18 protein-coding genes are annotated in these 21,281 nt (G+C 39.9%); 17 read left to right on the plus strand and 1 reads right to left on the minus strand.

Translation table 11 applies throughout. From position 1 onward, the window contains the following. The first annotated feature begins 63 nt into the window (after positions 1-63). The 7 genes from lepA (at position 64) to acpS (ending at position 6,526) form a co-directional block, all read left to right on the plus strand. Entirely contained in the window at positions 64-1,857 is a 1,794-nt protein-coding gene (gene lepA / locus A6E06_RS16675; protein WP_065593992.1) for a translation elongation factor 4, read from the plus strand. Between the two features lie 119 nt (positions 1,858-1,976). Beyond that, positions 1,977-2,879 (plus strand): signal peptidase I, encoded by a 903-nt coding sequence (gene lepB / locus A6E06_RS16680; RefSeq protein ID WP_065593991.1) that lies wholly within the window; start codon positions 1,977-1,979, stop codon positions 2,877-2,879. 10 nt (positions 2,880-2,889) lie between these two features. Next, positions 2,890-3,561: a ribonuclease III gene (gene rnc, locus A6E06_RS16685; protein ID WP_065593990.1), complete on the plus strand. Its 672-nt coding sequence runs from the start codon at positions 2,890-2,892 to the stop codon at positions 3,559-3,561. Continuing rightward, positions 3,561-4,526 (plus strand): GTPase Era, encoded by a 966-nt coding sequence (gene era, locus A6E06_RS16690; RefSeq protein ID WP_065593989.1) that lies wholly within the window; start codon positions 3,561-3,563, stop codon positions 4,524-4,526. The genes rnc and era overlap by 1 nt, the downstream gene beginning before the upstream one ends. Before the next feature lie 175 nt (positions 4,527-4,701). Further along, positions 4,702-5,418, plus strand: coding sequence for a DNA repair protein RecO (gene recO / locus A6E06_RS16695; RefSeq protein ID WP_065593988.1), 717 nt, complete (start codon positions 4,702-4,704; stop codon positions 5,416-5,418). Then, positions 5,415-6,146, plus strand: coding sequence for a pyridoxine 5'-phosphate synthase (pdxJ, locus tag A6E06_RS16700; protein WP_065593987.1), 732 nt, complete (start codon positions 5,415-5,417; stop codon positions 6,144-6,146). The genes recO and pdxJ overlap by 4 nt, the downstream gene beginning before the upstream one ends. Then, positions 6,146-6,526 (plus strand): holo-ACP synthase, encoded by a 381-nt coding sequence (gene acpS, locus A6E06_RS16705; RefSeq protein ID WP_065593986.1) that lies wholly within the window; start codon positions 6,146-6,148, stop codon positions 6,524-6,526. The genes pdxJ and acpS overlap by 1 nt, the downstream gene beginning before the upstream one ends. Positions 6,527-6,533: 7 nt before the next feature. On the opposite strand, the gene barA is transcribed toward acpS, so the two are convergent. After that, the gene (gene barA / locus A6E06_RS16710; RefSeq protein WP_065593985.1) at positions 6,534-9,323 is read right to left on the minus strand and encodes a two-component sensor histidine kinase BarA; all 2,790 of its coding nucleotides are present in this window, start codon (positions 9,321-9,323) and stop codon (positions 6,534-6,536) included. Between the two features lie 174 nt (positions 9,324-9,497). On the opposite strand from barA, the gene rlmD reads away from it, so the two are divergent. The 10 genes from rlmD (at position 9,498) to truD (ending at position 21,267) form a co-directional block, all read left to right on the plus strand. Beyond that, positions 9,498-10,814, plus strand: coding sequence for a 23S rRNA (uracil(1939)-C(5))-methyltransferase RlmD (gene rlmD, locus A6E06_RS16715; protein ID WP_065593984.1), 1,317 nt, complete (start codon positions 9,498-9,500; stop codon positions 10,812-10,814). Positions 10,815-10,887: 73 nt separating this feature from the next. Continuing rightward, the gene (gene relA, locus A6E06_RS16720) at positions 10,888-13,125 is read left to right on the plus strand and encodes a GTP diphosphokinase (protein WP_065593983.1); all 2,238 of its coding nucleotides are present in this window, start codon (positions 10,888-10,890) and stop codon (positions 13,123-13,125) included. Positions 13,126-13,329: 204 nt separating this feature from the next. Then, the gene (locus tag A6E06_RS16725; protein ID WP_065593982.1) at positions 13,330-14,463 is read left to right on the plus strand and encodes a flagellin; all 1,134 of its coding nucleotides are present in this window, start codon (positions 13,330-13,332) and stop codon (positions 14,461-14,463) included. Positions 14,464-14,572: 109 nt separating this feature from the next. Continuing rightward, positions 14,573-15,394 carry a nucleoside triphosphate pyrophosphohydrolase gene (mazG, locus tag A6E06_RS16730; RefSeq protein ID WP_065593981.1) on the plus strand — a complete coding sequence of 274 codons (822 nt, stop codon included), beginning with the start codon at positions 14,573-14,575 and terminating at the stop codon, positions 15,392-15,394. Positions 15,395-15,524: 130 nt separating this feature from the next. Then, positions 15,525-17,165, plus strand: coding sequence for a CTP synthase (locus tag A6E06_RS16735; RefSeq protein WP_065593980.1), 1,641 nt, complete (start codon positions 15,525-15,527; stop codon positions 17,163-17,165). A 76-nt stretch (positions 17,166-17,241) separates the two neighbouring features. Next, positions 17,242-18,540, plus strand: coding sequence for a phosphopyruvate hydratase (gene eno / locus A6E06_RS16740; protein WP_065593979.1), 1,299 nt, complete (start codon positions 17,242-17,244; stop codon positions 18,538-18,540). A gap of 182 nt (positions 18,541-18,722) precedes the next feature. Next, positions 18,723-19,007 (plus strand): cell division protein FtsB, encoded by a 285-nt coding sequence (ftsB, locus tag A6E06_RS16745; RefSeq protein WP_065593978.1) that lies wholly within the window; start codon positions 18,723-18,725, stop codon positions 19,005-19,007. A gap of 3 nt (positions 19,008-19,010) precedes the next feature. Continuing rightward, the gene (ispD, locus tag A6E06_RS16750; protein ID WP_065593977.1) at positions 19,011-19,730 is read left to right on the plus strand and encodes a 2-C-methyl-D-erythritol 4-phosphate cytidylyltransferase; all 720 of its coding nucleotides are present in this window, start codon (positions 19,011-19,013) and stop codon (positions 19,728-19,730) included. Continuing rightward, entirely contained in the window at positions 19,727-20,206 is a 480-nt protein-coding gene (ispF, locus tag A6E06_RS16755) for a 2-C-methyl-D-erythritol 2,4-cyclodiphosphate synthase (protein ID WP_065593976.1), read from the plus strand. The genes ispD and ispF overlap by 4 nt, the downstream gene beginning before the upstream one ends. Before the next feature lie 14 nt (positions 20,207-20,220). Beyond that, positions 20,221-21,267 (plus strand): tRNA pseudouridine(13) synthase TruD, encoded by a 1,047-nt coding sequence (gene truD / locus A6E06_RS16760; protein WP_065593975.1) that lies wholly within the window; start codon positions 20,221-20,223, stop codon positions 21,265-21,267. Positions 21,268-21,281 lie beyond the last annotated feature (14 nt).

The following is a 21,281-nucleotide window of genomic DNA, read 5'->3' on the forward strand; positions in this document are numbered from 1 at the left end:
AGAATCCCATTACTTGATCTCACGATCCAATCCCATTAACTAATTGAGTTTGTCACGTCATTCATGAAGCATATTCGTAATTTTTCTATTATTGCCCATATCGATCACGGTAAATCAACACTATCTGACCGCCTTATCCAAATTTGTGGTGGCCTGTCAGACCGTGAAATGGCAGCACAAGTTCTTGATTCAATGGATCTAGAACGTGAACGTGGTATCACTATTAAAGCCCAGAGTGTAACTCTAAACTACACGGCGAACGATGGTGAAACTTATCAACTAAACTTTATCGATACACCTGGACACGTTGATTTCTCATACGAAGTATCACGTTCACTTGCGGCTTGTGAAGGCGCATTATTAGTGGTTGATGCCGGTCAGGGGGTAGAAGCTCAAACTCTAGCAAACTGTTATACCGCTCTTGAAATGGATTTAGAAGTGGTTCCAATCTTGAATAAGATTGATTTACCAGCGGCTGATCCTGAACGTGTTGCAGAAGAAATTGAAGACATCGTTGGTATTGAAGCGATGGAAGCAACGCGTTGTTCTGCAAAAACAGGTGTCGGTGTTGATGAAGTTCTTGAAACTATCGTTAAATCAATTCCAGCGCCTGAAGGTAATCCAGAAGGTCCAACTCAAGCGTTGATCATTGACTCATGGTTTGATAACTACTTGGGTGTTGTTTCTTTAGTTCGAGTTAAACATGGCTCATTGAAGAAAAATGACAAAATTAAAGTCATGAGCACAGGCCAAGTATGGAATATTGATCGCATTGGTATCTTTACGCCAAAACAAATTGATACCGATGGATTAAACACCGGTGAAGTAGGCTGGGTTGTTTGTGGTATTAAAGATATTTTAGGCGCACCAGTGGGTGATACATTAACTCACGCTAAAGGCGGCTGTGAAGAGCGCTTACCTGGTTTCCAAAAAGTGAAACCACAGGTATATGCTGGTTTATTCCCTATTTCATCGGATGATTATGAAAACTTCCGTGATGCATTGGGTAAATTAAGCTTAAATGATGCGTCTCTTTTCTATGAACCAGAAAGTTCTTCAGCACTTGGTTTCGGTTTCCGTTGTGGCTTCCTTGGTATGCTACACATGGAAATCATTCAGGAGCGTTTAGAGCGTGAATACGATCTTGATCTGATTACAACAGCACCAACGGTAGTTTACGAAGTTGTGTTGAATAATGGCGATTTACTGTACGTAGATAGCCCTGCAAAATTACCAGCAGTGAATGATTTAGACGAAATTCGTGAACCAATTGCTCGTTGTAATATTTTAGTGCCTGCGGATTATTTAGGTAATGTAATTAGCCTATGTATTGAAAAACGTGGTACTCAAGTTGATATGATTTATCATGGAAATCAAGTGGCATTAACTTATGACATCCCAATGTCTGAAGTAGTGCTAGATTTCTTTGACCGCTTAAAGTCAACGTCTCGCGGTTATGCATCATTAGATTATAACTTCCAACGTTATGAATTATCGAACATGGTTCGTGTTGATGTATTAATTAACGGTGAAAGAGTTGATGCGCTTGCTATCATTACTCACCATGATAATGCACAAGGTCGTGGTCGTTTATTAGTTGAGAAAATGAAAGAATTCATTCCTCGTCAAATGTTCGATATTGCGATTCAAGCTGCAATTGGTGCGCATATTATAGCTCGTTCAACAGTTAAACAGTTACGTAAAAACGTAATTGCAAAATGTTACGGTGGCGATATTAGCCGTAAGAAAAAACTGTTGAAGAAGCAAAAAGAAGGTAAGAAACGTATGAAGCAGATTGGTAATGTTGAATTACCTCAAGAAGCTTTCCTTGCGATTCTTCATGTAGGTAAAGATTAATTTATAACACCTGATACTTCAGAGTGAAGTAAACTAAGCTTTATTACAGCTAAAGAAAGCGATGATCCATGGTCTTCGCTTTCTTTGTTATGCAACACTTAATAACTTAAGGGAATGAAATGGCTAACACTTTTTCACTGATATTAGTTCTTGTAACTCTATTTACTGGCGTTATTTGGGCTATTGATAAATTTGTCTTGGCACCTAAGCGCAAACAAAAAATTGCAGCAGCAAGTGAGCAAGCGAATGGACAAGTTGATGAAGCAACACTTGCAAAAGTTGCGCCTCAACCTGCATGGATAGAGCAATCCGTTTCTATTTTTCCAGTGATTGGCCTTGTTTTAGTGTTGCGCTCATTTATTTATGAGCCGTTCCAGATCCCATCCGGTTCGATGATGCCGACGCTTTTAGTCGGTGATTTTATCTTGGTCGAAAAATTCTCTTATGGAATTAAAGATCCTGTTTGGCGCACACAACTTGTAGATGTGGGTAAACCAGAACGTGGTGATGTTGTTGTTTTTAAATATCCACCGCAACCAAATATCGACTATATTAAACGTGTAGTGGGTAAACCTGGTGATACTGTTATTTACAGCGCTGCTAAGCAAATTTGTGTGAAACCAAAAGGTGAGAGCAAGTGTAATATCATCCCGTTAACGAACATGAAAGACAGTGAATTCATGCAAGATCGCACTAACTTAGTTCAATATACCGAGCAGTTAGCAAGTGATACAACGCATGATATTTTGGTTAACCCAATGCGTTCTGATCGAGTATCTATGTACCAACCACGACCAGGGTATAACGAGTGGGTCGTACCTGAAGGTAACTATTTTGTAATGGGCGATAATCGTGACAACAGTGCTGACAGCCGTTATTGGGGCTTTGTCCCAGAAGCGAATCTAGTGGGTAAAGCGGTCGGGATCTGGATCAGCTTTGAATTTGAACGTGGTAGCGATAGTGTGCTGCCTTCCTTTATTCCTACTGGTGTACGTTTTAACCGCATCGGTAGCATAGACTGATTGAAATAATATGACATCTCCATTACAGCGCCTAGAACGTAAAATAGGCTATAAATTTAATGATGAAAGCTTTCTTAAGTTAGCACTGACTCACCGTAGTGCTAACGGAACTCATAATGAGCGTTTAGAATTCCTAGGCGATTCAATTTTGAGTTTCGTGGTTGCTGATGAGCTGTATCACCGTTTCCCTAAAGTGGATGAAGGTGATATGAGTCGTATGCGTGCAACGCTAGTTCGTGGTCACACTCTTGCTGAGTTAGGTCGTGAATTTGAGTTAGGGGATTACCTATTTTTAGGCCCTGGTGAATTGAAAAGCGGTGGTTTCCGTCGAGATTCAATTTTAGCGGATGCGGTTGAAGCGATCATTGGTGGTATTTATCTTGATAGTGATACCGAAGTCATTCGTCGAATTATTTTAGCATGGTACAAAACACGCTTAGATTCGATTGAACCAGGTATCTCTCAAAAAGATCCAAAAACACGTCTTCAAGAATACCTACAAGGTCGTCGTAAGCCGTTACCAACGTACACAGTGACAAAAATTAAAGGTGAAGCTCATAATCAAGAGTTCACTATTGAATGTATCGTAGCAGGCTTGGATAAGCCTGTTATCGGCAAAGGAAGCAGTCGCCGCAAGGCAGAACAGTCGGCTGCTGACATAGCATTAGGACAAGTAAACTAATGTCAGATGACAAAGAATTCGATCTAGATGCGTACTTCTCATCAGAAGCTAAAACAGAATCTAGCGACAACCAACACTGTGGCTTTATTGCTATCGTTGGTCGTCCAAACGTAGGTAAATCAACACTTCTAAACCAAATTTTGGGACAGAAGATTTCGATTACTTCTCGTAAACCTCAAACGACTCGTCACCGTATTATGGGTGTTGATACGGAAGGGGATTATCAAGCGATTTATATTGATACGCCAGGTCTTCATATTGAAGAAAAGCGTGCGATTAACCGCTTAATGAACCGTGCTGCAAGCTCATCATTAAGTGATGTTAACTTGGTTTTATTCTTGGTAGATGGTACTCACTGGACACCAGACGATGAAATGGTATTGAATAAGCTGAGAAAAGCAGAGTTCCCTACTGTTCTATTGGTAAACAAAGTAGATAACGTTAAAGATAAAAATGACGTTATGGCTCATCTTCAAACGATGACTGAAAAAATGGACTTTGTTGACGTGGTGCCAATTTCAGCGAAATCAGGCTCTAATGTTGATGTTGTTCAAAAGCTAGTTCGTGATCATTTACCAAAAGCGGTTCATCATTTCCCAGAAGAATACGTAACTGACCGTTCACAACGCTTTATGGCATCAGAGATTATTCGTGAAAAGCTAATGCGTTTTACGGGTGAAGAACTGCCATACTCAGTAACTGTTGAGATCGAGCGTTTTGATTACAATCCTAAAATGGATGGTTTTCATATTAATGGCCTAATTCTTGTTGAGCGTTTAGGTCAAAAGAAAATGGTTGTTGGTAAGAACGGTGAAAAGATCAAAGTCATTGGTCGTGAAGCTCGTATCGATATGGAAGGCTTATTTGACCGTAAAGTGTATTTAGAGCTTTGGGTTAAAGTTAAATCTGGTTGGGCTGATGATGAACGAGCACTTCGTTCTCTTGGTTACATCGACGATTTATAATTTCTAGAAACTAGAAACGATAAGATCTAGAACAAGATCCCGAATAACTTAATCACATTAATTTAAGTTGTTTGGGATTTTTTATTATAACGAAATACATCTTTTATAGTATCTAGAAGCGAAGCGTTTATAGTTAGCGAAGCGCATAGTGCATCCTTTTTTATAGGTAACAAACGTGGAAGAAGGCTTACAGCGTTGTTTTGTCCTGCACCGAAGACCGTACAGTGAAAGCAGTCTAATTTTAGATGTGTTTAGCGAAGAATATGGTCGTTTATCTATTATTTCTAAAGGTGCGCGAAGTAAGCGTTCAAATCTAAAAGGTGTATTGCAAGCGTTTACCCCGTTACTGATGAAATGGTCAGGAAAGGGCTCCATGCGAACACTGCGTCAGGCTGAAAGTATCAGTTTGGCCATCCCTCTTACTGGGATAAATTTATACTCAGCCATGTATATTAACGAACTCGTTGTACGTGTTATTGAGCAAGAAACCCCATATCCAGCCCTCTTTCTCGACTATCTCACCGCCTTAACGGAATTGGCTCAAACTAACAATCCAGAACCGGCTTTGCGTCGTTTTGAATTAGCATTATTGTCTTCACTAGGCTATGGCGTCGATTTTTTACATTGTGCAGGCAGTGGTGAAATGGTGTCTCCTGAAATGACGTATCGTTACCGTGAGCAAAAAGGCTTTATGGCATCCATTCGACATGACCCATTAATGAGTTTTAAAGGGAATGAATTAATTGCTATCAGTGAACGTCGATTTATTACTCCTGAGCAATTAAAAGCGGCAAAACGCTTTACACGAATAGCCTTAAAGCCGTATCTTGGCGGTAAGCCCCTAAAAAGTAGGGAACTGTTTCTTCCAAGAACAAGGAGTATTCTAAAATGAGTTCAATTTTACTTGGCGTCAATATCGATCACGTAGCCACTCTTCGTAATGCAAGAGGGACTAAATACCCAGATCCAGTGCACGCTGCTGAAATTGCAGAACGTGCCGGTGCTGCGGGTATTACGATTCATCTACGTGAAGATCGTCGTCATATAAAAGACCGTGATGTGCGAATTTTACGTGAAACACTGCAAACTAGAATGAATTTAGAAATGGCAGTGACGGATGAAATGGTCAGTATTGCATTAGAAACACAACCAGAATTTGTTTGTCTTGTGCCAGAAAAGCGTGAAGAGTTAACCACTGAAGGTGGTTTGAATGTCGTTGGTCAACTTGAAAAAGTGAAAGCGGCAACTCAAACACTATCAAAAGCAGGCATTAAAGTATCCTTGTTTATTGATGCAGATAACGCCCAAATTGATGCAGCTGTTGAGTGTGGTGCACCTTTTATTGAGCTTCATACTGGTGCGTATGCTGATGCAGAAACAGAAGAAGCCGAACAAATTGAATTGAAAAAAATTGCGGCAGGTGCAACTTATGCGGCAAGTAAAGGACTGATTGTTAATGCGGGTCATGGTTTGACGTATCATAACGTTGAAGCTGTCGCAGCATTACCTGAAATCTATGAATTAAATATTGGTCACTCGATTATGGGAAGAGCAGTGTTTGATGGATTAGAGAAAGCGGTCGCTGATATGCACCGAATTATGCTAGGTGCTCGTAAGTAGTGGCTATTGTCGGTCTTGGGACTGATATTGCTGAAATAGAAAGGGTAGAAAAAGCCCTTTCTCGTTCAGGAGATGCGTTCGCTGAGCGCATCTTAAGTCAACTTGAACTTGAACAATATCAAGCTTTAAAGCAGAAAGGACGTTTTTTAGCGAAACGTTTTGCAGCGAAAGAAGCGGCGTCTAAAGCGTTAGGTACAGGCATCGCTCATGGCGTCACTTTTCATGATTTTACCGTCTCTAATGATGAGAATGGTAAGCCATTATTAACGCTTTCTGGTAAGGCGCTAGAGCTTTCTTTACGAAATAACGTTGCTCACATTCACCTTACTATTTCTGATGAACGTCATTATGCCGTTGCGACGGTTATTTTTGAATCTTGAGCTGAGTTTACCTCAGCCATTGAGCTGCATCCTTTGTTACTTTCCCCATCTCATCCTGAAGTTCGAATAATTCAGGTTCAATATCTTTAATTAATTGTTCTTGTCGTAGTGACGTTTCAATCAAATTACATAGTTGCTTTAATCTTGGAACGCCACAATAAGAACTGCTGCCATGCAGTTTATGAATATAGTGACATAACTCTTCAGTTGATAAGCTGCCTTCGATCGCCTTCTCTATCCATCCATTTACTTCAGGTATGAATTCAATCAGCATATGTAGCATTTCTTTTGCAAGATCTTCTTTTCCTGCGGATTGTTTTAAGGCGATAGTCCAATCGATACTTCCAGCAATGTTATCTTGAACTTCTTCCATTGATGCTTCAGGAATAACATCAGGGAGAATTGTTATTTTCTCGACATCGCTATTATCAGTAAGAGGGCTCCAATGAATAATAACCTGCTGAAGAACATGCTCTTCGATTGGTTTTGTTAGGTAATCGTCCATACCTTCGCTAATCAATCTTTCTCGCTCGCCTTCCATTGCATGAGCGGTTACCGCTACTACTGGTGTTTTGGCGTTTAAGGCTGTTTTTCGGATCTCTTTACAGGCCATCACGCCATCCATTTTTGGCATTTGGATATCCATTAAAATGATATCAAATTTTTGCTCGGTGGCTTGTTGTACTGCATCAATACCGTTTTTACAGGTCACAACGGTTTCAACTTGTTCATGTAGCAGTGCGGAGATCAGTTTTAGGTTTGCTGGATTATCATCAACAGCCATTACTTTAATAGGTAAACGTTGTGGAACATCGTGAGAGGCCATTAAATCAGGCAAGATAAGCGTATGCTCTGATTGTTTTTCAATTAATAATGCATCTAACAATTTCTTCTTAGCGAATGGCTTAGATAGACAGGTAATGTGAGGTAGCTGATTTAGCTTCTCTGTTAACGCAAGCTCGGTACTTGGTAAACCAATGACTATCGTTGTGCAGTAAGGTGCTAATTTATCCGAGATTATTTTTAATGATTCAGCACTCGGTTTTGCATTTGAACTTAGGCTTATTAGAGCAAAATCATGAGGCTCAATTATCTCTGGTAATGTTGAACGATAAGTAACAAAAACCCCATGATGAATAAATTGTTGTTGTAAAATAGAGGCTGATTGTATATTAGGCTCTATCAATAACAGTTTTTTCTTATCTAATTGTTGAACATCTCGTTCATCAATCATTGGTAATTCGGTTTGTTTCATCTTCATCGTAAACCAGAATGTAGAACCTTGGTGCAGACGACTCGTTAAACCGATCTCTCCCCCCATTTGAGCAACCAGTTTTTGAGTAATGACAAGACCTAAGCCTGTACCACCATAACGTCTAGAAATACTAGCATCGGCTTGGCTAAATGCTTGGAATAGTTGTGCTTGTTGTCGTTCTGATATACCAATGCCGGTATCTCTGACCACAAATTGAAGATCAACACTGTCATCATGTAAGTGTTTTAGCTCGATCGAAATATCAATATTGCCCTTCTCTGTAAACTTAATGGAATTACCAACTAGGTTATTAAGTACTTGCTGGATACGTAATGGATCCCCAATTAACCCTGATGGAACACGTTGATCAATTTTTAACGTAATTTCTAACCCTTTCTCATGAGCACTTGGTGCAAGAAGGCTAACTACTTCATCAAGGCTGTCTTGAACATTAAATGGTAAATTTTCAAGAAGTAACTTACCCGCTTCTAGTTTTGAAAAATCAAGAATATCGTTAATGATCGTGAGTAAGTTATTTGCAGAGCGCTCAATAGTTTGTAAATAATCTTGTTGGTGGGCAGAAAGTGATGTTTTGAGCATTTGGCGTGTAAATCCAATCACACCATTTAACGGCGTTCTTAATTCGTGAGACATATTCGCTAAGAATTCAGATTTAACACGAGCGGCTTCTTGTGCTCGTTTCTTCGCTATGTCTAACTCAACGTTTTGGATTTCTAATTGCTCTAAGGTTTCTCGTAAATCAGACGTCGCTTGGTCGATACTTTGCTGCATCTCTACGTGGTATTCAGATAAAGAGATCGCCATGGCGTTGATGCCATTTTTAAGGGTATCTAATTCACCATGTAATTTATTTTCAATACGTACATTTAAATGACCACGACGTATGCGGTCAACCACACTTACCATGTGTGAAATTGGTTGGGTTACATCTTGCATTAAGCGATATGCAAAAACACCAGATAAGGTAAGCCCTAGAATTAAAACGATTAACGCCGAGAATATCTCTTGGTATTGCTGCAAGCGTAAACTAGATAAATCCAGTTCAATAGCGATATAGCCCAAGGGTTCATTCATATGAGATGAATCAAAGTTGGATGTAAACTGACCTTCCGGAAGTATAGGCGTTCTCAGTATTAATGATTCATCTTGAAAAGAGATATTAAGCAGAAGAGGTATAGGTTTATCTTTAGGAAAGGTTAAGCTTTCAAAGTTAGGATGAAAATTAGATGTCACGAAAAGCTCGTGGTGTTCATCAAATACGGCAATACTTCGAACAATTTTAGAATGTTTTCGATGTGCATAACTGATCAAGCGTCTTACTGCTTCTCGGTTTTTTCCTGTCATTCCATATTCACTCGAAATCGCTAATGGTTCAATGATACTTGTACCGCTAGAAATAAGCTGAGCTTCCAAATCATTATATCGATTCATGGTAAAGAACCCACTGAGGAGCAAACCGATAATTAATGTTGGGGCTAATGTGAGGGTGATGACTCGTGCGCGTAAACCGTATTTTGTCATATTTATTCGTTCTGATTAACTTCCTTGAGCGCGTAGCTTAATCAAGTTAGAGGGTAAGCTCAATTATTCTGTGCTGAAATCGTAAGTTGAAACGTAAATGAATCATTAATCAGCGCTACATCTTAATGTGGTTTCGGTATAATGGCGTTAATTTCAGTAAATCAGGCAATAATCATGGCCCAATTCTTCAAAGCAAAAAAGAACACCTCAATAAACACGAAGCATCAATCTGTTGATGTGGTTCGGTTGGATCATAATGGCGCAGGTATTGCCTTTATCGATAAGAAACCAGTGTTTATCGAAGGGACTTTGCCTGGAGAGAAAGCGATCATTCAATTAACTGAACAGAAGAAACAATATTCTCGTGGTATGTTAATTAAATTGACAGAAAAAAGCAGCGAGCGACAAGAACCGATTTGTAAGCATTATCACGAATGTGGAGGCTGTAATTTACAGCACCTACAACATAGCGAACAAGTTTCCGCTAAAAATATCAAACTACAAGAGTTGATGCAAAAGCAAGGCGTTGAATGTTGTGAGATGGTTGCTCCTATTGTGGGTAATGAACAAGGGTATCGTCGCCGAGCTCGTATCAGTTTAATGATCAACAAACAAACGAATCAACTTGATTTTGGCTTTCGAAAAAAGCAAAGCAAAGCCATTGTTAATGTTCGCCATTGTCCTGTTTTAGTAAAAGAGCTTGATCAGCATTTAGAATCGCTATATACCCTGCTTAATCAGTTGAAAGGCAAAAAGAATTTAGGTCATGTTGAGTTAGTTCAGGCTGACAATGGCAGTGTATTATTGATCCGACATATCGCCGCATTTAATGTTAACGATCGCGCAGCATTACTTACGTATTGTGAAGAACGAGATATTATTCTCTACCTTATGCCTGAATCGGATGTGTTGAATCACGTACGCGGAGAAGAACCGTATTATGTGATTGAAGGGGCCAAAATTTATTTTACGCCTAAAGACTTCATTCAAGTTAATGCGTCAATTAATGACCGAATGGTAAATCAAGCATTGAATTGGTTAGCCCCTCAGGCTGATGATATCGTACTCGATCTATTTTGTGGATTAGGTAACTTCAGTTTGCCATTGGCTCAAAAAGTACAGAAAGTCGTTGGTATCGAAGGCGTTGATGGGATGGTTCAACGAGCCACATCAAATGCAAAAAGAAACCAATTAGATAATGTGACGTTTTATCAAGCGAATTTAGAAGAAACTATTAGTAAGCAAATGTGGGCGAGTACAAAATTTACAAAGATTTTACTCGATCCAGCGAGAGCAGGGGCTGCAGGTGTGATGCAAACTGTGGCAAAATTGAAACCTCAAGCCGTGGTTTATGTATCGTGCAACCCTGCAACACTTGCACGCGATAGCCAATTACTTATTCAACACGGTTACAAGCTTACTCGGTTAGGTATGCTTGATATGTTCCCTCATACAGGACATTTAGAATCAATGGCGCTGTTTGAGCGATAATTTATCGCTATCGAAAATTAAGTCAAACGCAGCCAAAAAGAATCATTATAAAATTGGATTATAGGAAACGGACATGGTCGCAGTTCGCGGAGCACATCTTAAGGAAAATGAAGAGTTCGAGTTGGGTGAATGGATTACTAGCCTCGGACAAGATAAAAACACCTCAAAAAAAATGACTGAGGTGTATCAGCAATGCCAAGAATTAGTGGCTTCTAATGAAGACGGAGCACTTCTTTTGTGGCGCGGACGAGAGATGATCGAAATTCTGATCACCTTAAGTATGGATAAGCCAACGCTTATTGCTGCCTTGTTATTCCCTCTGGTTTCATCGGGTGTATTAGACCGAGAAACGCTCGCAGAGAATTACAATAAAGAAATCGAAAAATTGATTGATGGCGTTGAAGAGATGGACGCCATTGGTCAACTAAATGCCTCTGTTGATGCGGAATCCGCGTCTTCTCAAGTGGATAATATTCGTCGAATGTTGCTTGCGATGGTGGATGATTTTCGTTGTGTGATCATAAAATTAGCGGAGCGTATTTGTAATTTACGTGAAGTGAAAAATGAATCAGATGAAATCCGTCGAGCAGCAGCTAAAGAGTGTAATAACTTATACGCACCATTGGCGAACCGTTTAGGTATTGGGCAGTTGAAATGGGAGATAGAAGATTACTCTTTCCGTTATCAACATCCAGATACTTATAAAAAAATTGCCAAGCAATTGTCTGAACGTCGTATCGTTCGTGAGCAGTATATCGAGGATTTTGTTACTGGATTGAGTGATGAAATGCATGAGTACAACATCAATGCAGAAGTCAGTGGGCGTCCTAAGCATATCTATAGCATCTGGCGTAAGATGCAGAAAAAAAGTTTGGCGTTTGATGAGTTATTTGATGTTCGTGCCGTCCGTATTATTGCGGATAAGTTGCAAGATTGCTATGCAGCTCTTGGGGTTGTGCATACTCGATTTAAACACTTACCAAGTGAGTTTGATGATTACGTAGCGAATCCGAAGCCGAATGGTTACCAATCGATTCATACCGTTGTATTGGGCCCTGAAGGCAAAACGATTGAGATCCAGATCCGCACCAAGGATATGCATGAAGACTCAGAGCTTGGGGTCGCTGCACACTGGAAATACAAAGAAGGCTCATCAAACAGCAGTCGTAGTGGTTATGATGAAAAAATAACATGGTTACGCAAGTTGCTTGATTGGCAAGAAGAGATGTCAGATTCCGGCGAAATGCTTGATGAGCTGCGAAGCCAAGTATTTGATGACAGAGTCTATGCCTTTACACCTCGTGGTGATGTGGTCGATTTGCCAATGGGCGCAACACCATTAGATTTTGCGTATCATATTCACTCAGAAGTTGGTCATCGTTGTATTGGTGCAAAAGTAGGGGGGCGAATCGTTCCATTTACGCATCAACTCACTATGGGTGATCAAGTTGAAATTATTACTCAAAAAGAACCAAACCCATCACGAGATTGGTTGAATCCTACGTTAGGTTTTGTTAACTCAGGACGTGCTCGAGCTAAAATTAATGCATGGTTTAGAAAGCAAAGTCGTGAAAAAAACCTTGATGCAGGTAAGGACATTTTAGAGGTTGAATTAGCAAAAATTGGAGCAACATTAAAAGACGCTGAGCAATATGCATTGAAGCGTTTTAATGTGAATTCAACAGATGAATTATTTGCTGGTGTTGGTAGTGGTGATCTACGTATTAACCAAGTCATTAATCACATCAATGCTCTTGTTAATAAACCAACGGCAGAGCAAGAAGATCAAAAAGTATTAGAACAACTGCAAGAGTTAGAAGCTAAAGCTCAAGCTCATGCGCAAGCACAAAATAAAAAGCGTAACGACGCCGTTGTGGTTGAAGGGGTGGATAATTTAATGACCCACCTTGCACGTTGTTGCCAGCCAATCCCAGGAGACCCAATATCGGGTTATATCACTCAGGGGCGGGGTATTTCGGTTCACCGTAGTGATTGCGACCAGTTAAATGAACTGCGCCATCATGCGGCAGAACGTATTATTGATACGGTGTGGGGAAATGGCTTTGTTGGCTCTTATATTTTAACATTACGTATAACAGCAATGGATCGAACGGGTTTATTAAAAGATCTTACAAGCTTGTTTGCTAATGAAAAAGTAAAAGTGTCAGGTATGAAAAGTCGAAATGATTATAAGAAACAACTGACTATAATGGATTTTGATTTAGAAGTATTTAATGCCGATATTCTTGGTCGATTAATAACAAGAGTAGAGCAAGTTAAAGACGTTATAGAAGCGATGCGATTATCATAATCAAATAGCTGAGATAGAGTGTTTGCATAAATCATTGATAAATAATGATTATATTTTAAAGCCGAATGTTATTTATAGCATTTGGCTTTTTTATTGGAAAAAAATCTCAAGTTATAAACTCTCAGGCCGTAAATAAAGGTATCAACGATGAATTATAGGCTTCTTATCCTATAACAATAAGTGAAGCCGACCGGAGTAAACATCATGGCAATTTCAGTAAATACAAACATTTCAGCAATGACAGCACAGCGTTATATGAATAATGCAACGGCAGCTCAAACTGATTCAATGGAGAAATTGTCTTCAGGTTCAAAAATCAACAGCGCTGCTGATGATGCTTCTGGTCTGCAAATTTCAAATCGTATGACAGCACAAACTCGTGGTTTGGACGTTGCTGTTCGCAATGCTAATGATGGTATGTCAATTGCACAAACAGCTGAAGGCGCAATGAAAGAAACGACCAACGTACTTCAACGTTTACGTGACTTATCGCTACAATCGTCAAATGGCTCAAATACCGACGCGGATCGCCAAGCAATGCAAGAAGAAGCGAGTTCACTGACTGATGAGCTGAACCGTATTGCTGAAACAACTTCTTTTGGTGGTACTCGTTTAATTAACGGTGAGTTTGGCACAAAATCTTTCCAAATTGGTGCTGATTCAGGTGAAGCAGTGGCAATGACGCTAAACAGCATGCGTGCTGATGAATCAACAATGGGTGGTAAATCTTACTTTTCAGAAGAAGGCCGCGACATTAATTGGACTGTAGACAAAGAAAATACACAATTCAATGTGACTTATAACGATAAAATAGGTAACGAACAAAAGATCAACATTACAGCAAAAGCGGGTGATGATATCGAAGAGTTAGCGACTTACATTAATGGTCAAACAAATGAGTTAAGTGCTTCTGTTACTGAAGACGGTGTGCTTCAAGTATTCATGTCAGGCGAAACCATCTCTTCACCATTAGAATTCAATGGCTCTCTAGCAAACGAATTGAAAATGGGTGGAGAATCAGATGATACTGTTGCTTCTATGGATTTGACAACCGTTGGTGGCGCTCAGCGTTCAATTGACGTGATTGATGCTGCTCTGGAATTCGTTGATAGCAATCGTGCTGATTTAGGTGCTTTCCAAAATCGTTTCGAAAGTGCAATTAAAAACCTAACGAACATCAATGAAAATATTACTGATTCAAACAGTCAGATTAAAGACACTGATTTTGCAAAAGAGACAACGAACTTAACGAAAAATCAAATTTTAAGCCAATCAAGCTCTTCAATTTTTGCTCAAGCGAAACAAGCGCCAAATATGGCAATGAGCTTATTAGGCTAAGCTTTGTGAAGTGAAAAGATAAGCAGCCTTAACATAAGGTATATGAATTTTGAAAAAGCGATGACTATAATGGTTATCGCTTTTTTTGTTTTTAATCAAAGGTAAACCTATGACAAGCTCAAATAATATTGAACAATTGCTCTCAATTATGACGCAACTACGTGACAAAGAATCTGGTTGTCCGTGGGATCGAAAGCAAACCTTTGATTCTATTATTCCACACACCATAGAAGAGACGTATGAAGTGGTGGACGCTATTCATAAGAAGGACTGGATCAATTTAAAGGAAGAATTAGGGGATTTACTATTCCAAGTTATCTTCTATGCTCAAATGGCTAAAGAAGAGCAATTATTTGATTTTAGTGATGTCGTCGATACCTTAAATGAAAAATTGGTTCGTCGTCATCCTCATGTTTTTGGAGATGAAACTTTTTTATCAGAAGAAGAAATTACGGCCAATTGGGATAAAGTGAAGCAAAAAGAGCGTCTAGATAAAGAATTATTAGAAGATAATGTCCCTTCTCAAAAAAGTATTTTAGATTCAATTCCTGCGGCATTACCTGGCTTATTGAGAGCCAATAAAATCCAAAAACAATGTGCAAAGGTCGGTTTTGATTGGGATCAGCTACAACCTGTCGCCGATAAGGTCAATGAAGAGGTTGCTGAGGTACTTGAAGAAGCATTCAAAATACCAAGGGATGAAAAGAAGCTTGAAGAAGAATTGGGCGATTTACTTTTTGCTACTGTAAATTTTTCTCGTCATTTAGGAAAAAATCCTGAGCAAGCATTGTGTAAAGCAAATGATAAATTTGAGCGTCGTTTTCGCCAAATTGAAGCGAACGTCGCCAAAAAGAATAAAAAAATACAACAATGTGATTTAAATGAACTAGACTTTGAGTGGGAAAATGTGAAGCGAAGTGAGCGGAATTGATTTGGAGCAAAAAATAAATCAATTAACTGTGATACTTTTCACGTTGTGGCCATAAAGCGGTTCTGGTATATTCATTTCCCGTCCAGATAATATCCATTTTATTCCTCATTACACCAATTTCAGGTAACGTATGACGACGAATTACATTTTTGTAACTGGCGGGGTTGTATCCTCACTAGGTAAAGGTATTGCAGCAGCATCATTAGCAGCTATTCTTGAAGCTCGTGGCTTAAAAGTCACTATGATGAAGCTTGACCCATACATCAACGTTGATCCGGGCACAATGAGCCCAACTCAACACGGTGAAGTATTCGTCACGGAAGACGGCGCAGAAACTGATCTAGATTTAGGTCACTACGAGCGCTTCATCCGCACCAAAATGACTAAACGTAATAACTTTACAGCCGGTCGAGTATACGCAGACGTTCTACGTAAAGAGCGTCGTGGTGATTACTTAGGTGCAACAATCCAAGTTATCCCTCATATTACGAATGCGATTAAAGAACGTGTTATCTCTGGCGCTGAAGGCCATGATATCGCACTCGTTGAAGTTGGTGGTACAGTCGGTGATATCGAATCTCTGCCATTCATGGAAGCGATTCGTCAACTTGCTGTTGAGATAGGCCGTGAACATACAATGTTTATGCACCTAACTCTTGTACCTTACTTAGGCGCTGCAGGCGAGCTTAAAACTAAGCCGACTCAACACTCAGTAAAAGAGCTATTGTCTATTGGTATCCAACCAGATATCTTAGTTTGTCGTTCTGATCGTGTTATTCCAGCAAACGAACGTAAGAAAATTGCTCTTTTCTGTAATGTACAAGAAAAAGCAGTTATCTCAATGAAAGACGTAGATTCAATCTACAAAATCCCACAATTGATCCGAGCGCAAGGTACTGATGAATTAGTATGTCAACGCTTTGGTATTACAGCACCTGAAGCTGATCTTTCAGAGTGGGAACAAGTAATCTATGAAGAAGCTAACCCGACTGGTGAAGTTACTATCGGTATGGTTGGTAAGTACATTGAATTACCAGATGCTTACAAGTCAGTAAACGAAGCATTAAAACATGCGGGCTTGAAAAACCGTTTGAGCGTCACTATTAAATATATAGACTCGCAAGATGTTGAGTCTAAAGGTACTGAAATCCTAGAAGGTCTAGATGCAATTCTAGTTCCTGGTGGTTTTGGTGACCGTGGTATTGAAGGTAAGATCCTTGCTGCTCAATACGCTCGTGAAAATGAAGTACCATATTTAGGGATCTGTCTGGGTATGCAAGTTGCGCTTATTGAATATGCGCGTAACGTTGCTAATATGGAAGGGGCTCACTCTTCTGAATTCTCTAAAGACACGAAATTCCCTGTTGTTGGTCTAATCACTGAGTGGATTGATGGCGATGGTAAAGTAGAAGAGCGTACTGAGACATCAGATTTAGGCGGCACAATGCGTCTTGGTTCTCAGCTATGTCACCTTGCAAAAGGCTCTAAAGCTCGTGAGCTTTACGGTAACGCTACTGTTGAAGAGCGTCATCGTCACCGTTATGAAGTAAATAACAATTTACTTCCTCAGCTTGAAAAAGCCGGTCTTAAAATTTCTGGTCTATCAGCTGATAAGAAGCTTGTGGAAATCATTGAACTTCCTAACCACCCGTGGTTTGTGGCTGCTCAATTCCACCCAGAATTCACATCAACACCTCGTGATGGTCATCCATTATTTGAAGGTTTTGTTAAAGCAGCAGGCCAAAATGCTCGCGGTGAATTCGAAAAGTAATAGGATTTACGGATAGCTGCTCAATGTTGCAGCAGCTATTTTTAGCTTTTAAATTAAAGAAAATAGAGGAAACACAATGTCTAAGATCGTTAAAGTTCTAGGTCGTGAAATCATCGATTCTCGTGGTAACCCAACAGTTGAAGCTGAAGTTCACCTAGAAAGTGGTTTTGTAGGTATGGCTGCTGCTCCATCTGGCGCATCTACAGGTTCTCGTGAAGCTCTTGAGCTACGTGACGGCGACAAATCTCGTTTCCTAGGTAAAGGTGTTCTTAAAGCTATCGCAGCTGTAAATGGCCCAATCGCAGAAGCTCTAATCGGCAAAGACGCGAAAAACCAAGCTGAAATCGACCAAATCATGATCGATTTAGATGGTACAGAAAACAAAGCAAAATTTGGCGCGAACGCAATCCTTGCTGTTTCTCTAGCGAATGCTAAAGCTGCTGCTGCTGCTAAATCTATGCCTCTTTACGCTCACATTGCTGAACTAAACGGCACTCCAGGCGTATTCTCTATGCCTCTACCAATGATGAACATCATCAACGGTGGCGAGCACGCTGATAACAACGTTGATATCCAAGAATTCATGATTCAACCTGTTGGCGCTAAAACGCTTAAAGAAGCTCTACGCATCGGCGCAGAAGTATTCCACAACCTAGCTAAAGTTCTTAAGTCTAAAGGCTACAGCACTGCAGTTGGTGATGAAGGTGGTTTCGCTCCTAACCTTAAATCTAACGCAGAAGCGCTAGAAGTTATCGCAGAAGCTGTTGCAGCTGCTGGTTACGAGCTAGGCAAAGACGTTACTCTTGCTATGGACTGTGCTGCTTCTGAGTTCTACAACAAAGAAGACGGTATCTACGACCTTAAAGGCGAAGGTAAGAAATTTACTGCTGAAGAATTCAACCATTACCTAGCTGGTCTTGTTGAGCAATTCCCAATCGTTTCTATCGAAGATGGTCTAGACGAATCAGATTGGGCTGGCTTCAAGCACCAAACTGAACTTCTAGGTGACAAGATTCAACTAGTTGGTGACGATCTATTCGTTACAAACACTAAGATTCTTGCTCGTGGTATCGAAGAAGGCATCACTAACTCAATTCTTATCAAGTTCAACCAAATCGGTTCACTTACAGAGACTCTAGCTGCAATTAAGATGGCTAAAGATGCTGGTTTCACAGCAGTTATCTCTCACCGTTCTGGCGAAACTGAAGATGCAACAATTGCTGATCTAGCAGTTGGTACAGCTGCAGGTCAAATCAAAACTGGTTCTATGAGCCGTTCTGACCGTGTTGCTAAGTACAACCAACTAATCCGTATCGAAGAAGCTCTAGGTGAACTAGCGCCATTCAACGGTCTTAAAGAAGTTAAAGGTCAATAATCTCAATTTTTGAGAATATGACTTAATTCTTTAATCGTTCGATTAGAATTTAGATATAAAAACCGTCTCATTTGAGGCGGTTTTTTTTATTTCCGCTATACAGCTAGTGAAGTTCTAATGATGGATTGATATAGTTAGCGCTTCTTTCTATTGTTACTCATTTATTTATTGTCGGAGCTATTATGCGAGCATTCGCCGTTTTATTAATTATTGCTTTGGGTTGGCTGCAATATACCCTATGGTTTGGAAAAAATGGCATGGCGGATTACGCTCAAGTATCTAATGATGTTCAACTTCAAGAGGAAGTGAATCAGGGATTACGTAATCGAAATGGGCAAATGTTTGCTGAAATAGACGACTTAAGAAAAGGTTCAGCAGCAATAGAAGAACGAGCTCGGCATGAATTGGGGATGATCAAAGAAGGTGAAACATTTTATCGAATTATTGATGAAAATAGTGAGGGATAATTGATGACATCTTCACTGAATTATTCAATTACCGCGATAGTACCTGCCGCAGGGGTGGGGAGTCGCATGAAGGCAGATCGTCCGAAGCAATATTTACTCTTAAATGATAAGACGGTTTTAGAACATACCATTGAACAATTACTGGCTTATCCTGCTATCGATAACGTGATTGTTGCAGTTAGTGATACAGACCCTTACTTTAATGATTTAACCGTAGCAAAAAACAAGCGGGTTATTCGAGTTTCTGGAGGTTCAGAGCGTGCTGATTCAGTGCTCTCTGGGTTAGCTTATGCAAAAGATAATCATTTAAGTGAATGGGTTATGGTTCATGATGCTGCGCGTCCTTGTATCCGTCATAGCGATATTGATAAACTTATTAAAAATGTAATTCCCTCTCATATCGGCGGTATTCTCGCATCCCCCGTTCGCGATACAATGAAACAAGCGACGTTTGAACAACAAATAAATAAAACCATTGATCGAAGTGTTTTATGGCATGCATTGACACCCCAATTGTTCACTACTGAATTGTTATATACCGCATTAAAAACAGGATTAGAGCAAGGGTTATCTATTACGGATGAATCTTCTGCCATAGAATTCATGGGATATCAGCCTAAACTCATCCAAGGCAGATCCGATAATTTAAAGATAACTCAGCCTGAAGATCTTGAGTTAGCAGAGTACTATCTCCAAAAAATGAAAAAGGAAATCTACAAATGAGAATTGGACACGGTTTTGATGTACATAAATTTGGTGGAGAAGGTCCCGTTATTATAGGTGGCGTCAGCGTTCCTTATGAACAAGGATTAATTGCTCATTCTGATGGTGATGTTGCGTTGCATGCATTGTGTGATGCCTTGCTTGGTGCGATCGCCGAAGGCGATATTGGACGTCATTTCCCAGATACCGATGATAAGTGGAAAGGGGCAGACAGCCGTGCATTATTGCGTGATGTTTATCGTCGTGTAAAAGAGAAAGGGTTAGAATTAGGGAATGCAGATGTCACCATCATTGCACAAGCCCCTAAAATGGCACCGCATATTCATAATATGTGTGTGGCCATTGCTGAAGATTTAGAAACAAGTTTGGATAATGTGAACGTAAAAGCGACCACATCCGAACGTTTAGGCTTTACAGGTAGAAAAGAAGGCATTGCTTGTGAAGCAGTAGTGCTGTTAGTTAAAAAATCTTATTAATTAGAGACAAACTTATGTCAGACATCATGTCTACTTTTTCATGGTTATACGGAAAGCCAGTTGCAACTGGTAAATTAAAACAATTACCTGAGCATTTCATTGTAAAAGAAGTGTTAGGGTATGAGTTCACCGGTAAAGGTGAGCACTTAATGGTTAAGATCCGTAAAACGGGTGAAAACACCAAGTACGTAGCGAACGAATTAGCAAAATTTTGTGGTGTAAAATCAAAAGATATTAGTTGGGCTGGTCTGAAAGATCGCCATGCAATCACAGAACAATGGTTAAGTGTTCACTTACCAAAAAGTGATCACCTTAAGTTTGCTTTATTTGAAGCTACGCATCCCGGTGTTGAAATTCTAGAAATGACACGCCACAACAAAAAATTGCGTCCTGGCGATCTTTTAGGTAATAGTTTCCAGTTAATTGCGACTGAAGTGACTGACATGGATGATGTACTGTCTCGTTTAGAGAAAGTAAAAGTATCTGGTGTGCCAAATTACTTTGGTGCACAACGTTTTGGTCATGAAGGTAATAACGTCATCGAGGCACGTCGTTGGGGGCGTGAAAATGTACGCACTCGTGATAATACAAAGCGTAGTTTTTACTTGTCAGCTGCTCGTTCATGGATCTTTAATCAGATTATTTCTCAAAGAATAACAGAGGGTTACTTCTCTCTACCTGTGGATGGTGATATTCTACTTGATCATAATGGCCGTACGGTTAATGAGAATGTGACCTCTGAAGAAAGCATTCAAAAAATTCAAAATAATGAATGGTCAATCAGTGCAGCATTAGCTGGTGATAATCAGCTACCAACGACTGAAACAGCATTAACGTTAGAGCAACCACAGCTTGATGCGGAACCAGATTTAATGGCTCTTGTTCGTGGTAACCGTATGAGGCATGAACGCCGTGCTATTGAGTTACACCCTGAGAACCTAAGTTGGTCAGCTGATGGGGATACGTTAACTCTTAATTTCTCTTTAACATCAGGCAGTTTTGCTACGGTTATCGTACGTGAATTATTGCAAGAAATTGAAGTGGAACGTACATACGAATAATTCGATTTAGAGAA

This window comes from Aliivibrio sp. 1S175 (genome assembly GCF_001690985.1).
Lineage (GTDB): Bacteria > Pseudomonadota > Gammaproteobacteria > Enterobacterales > Vibrionaceae > Aliivibrio.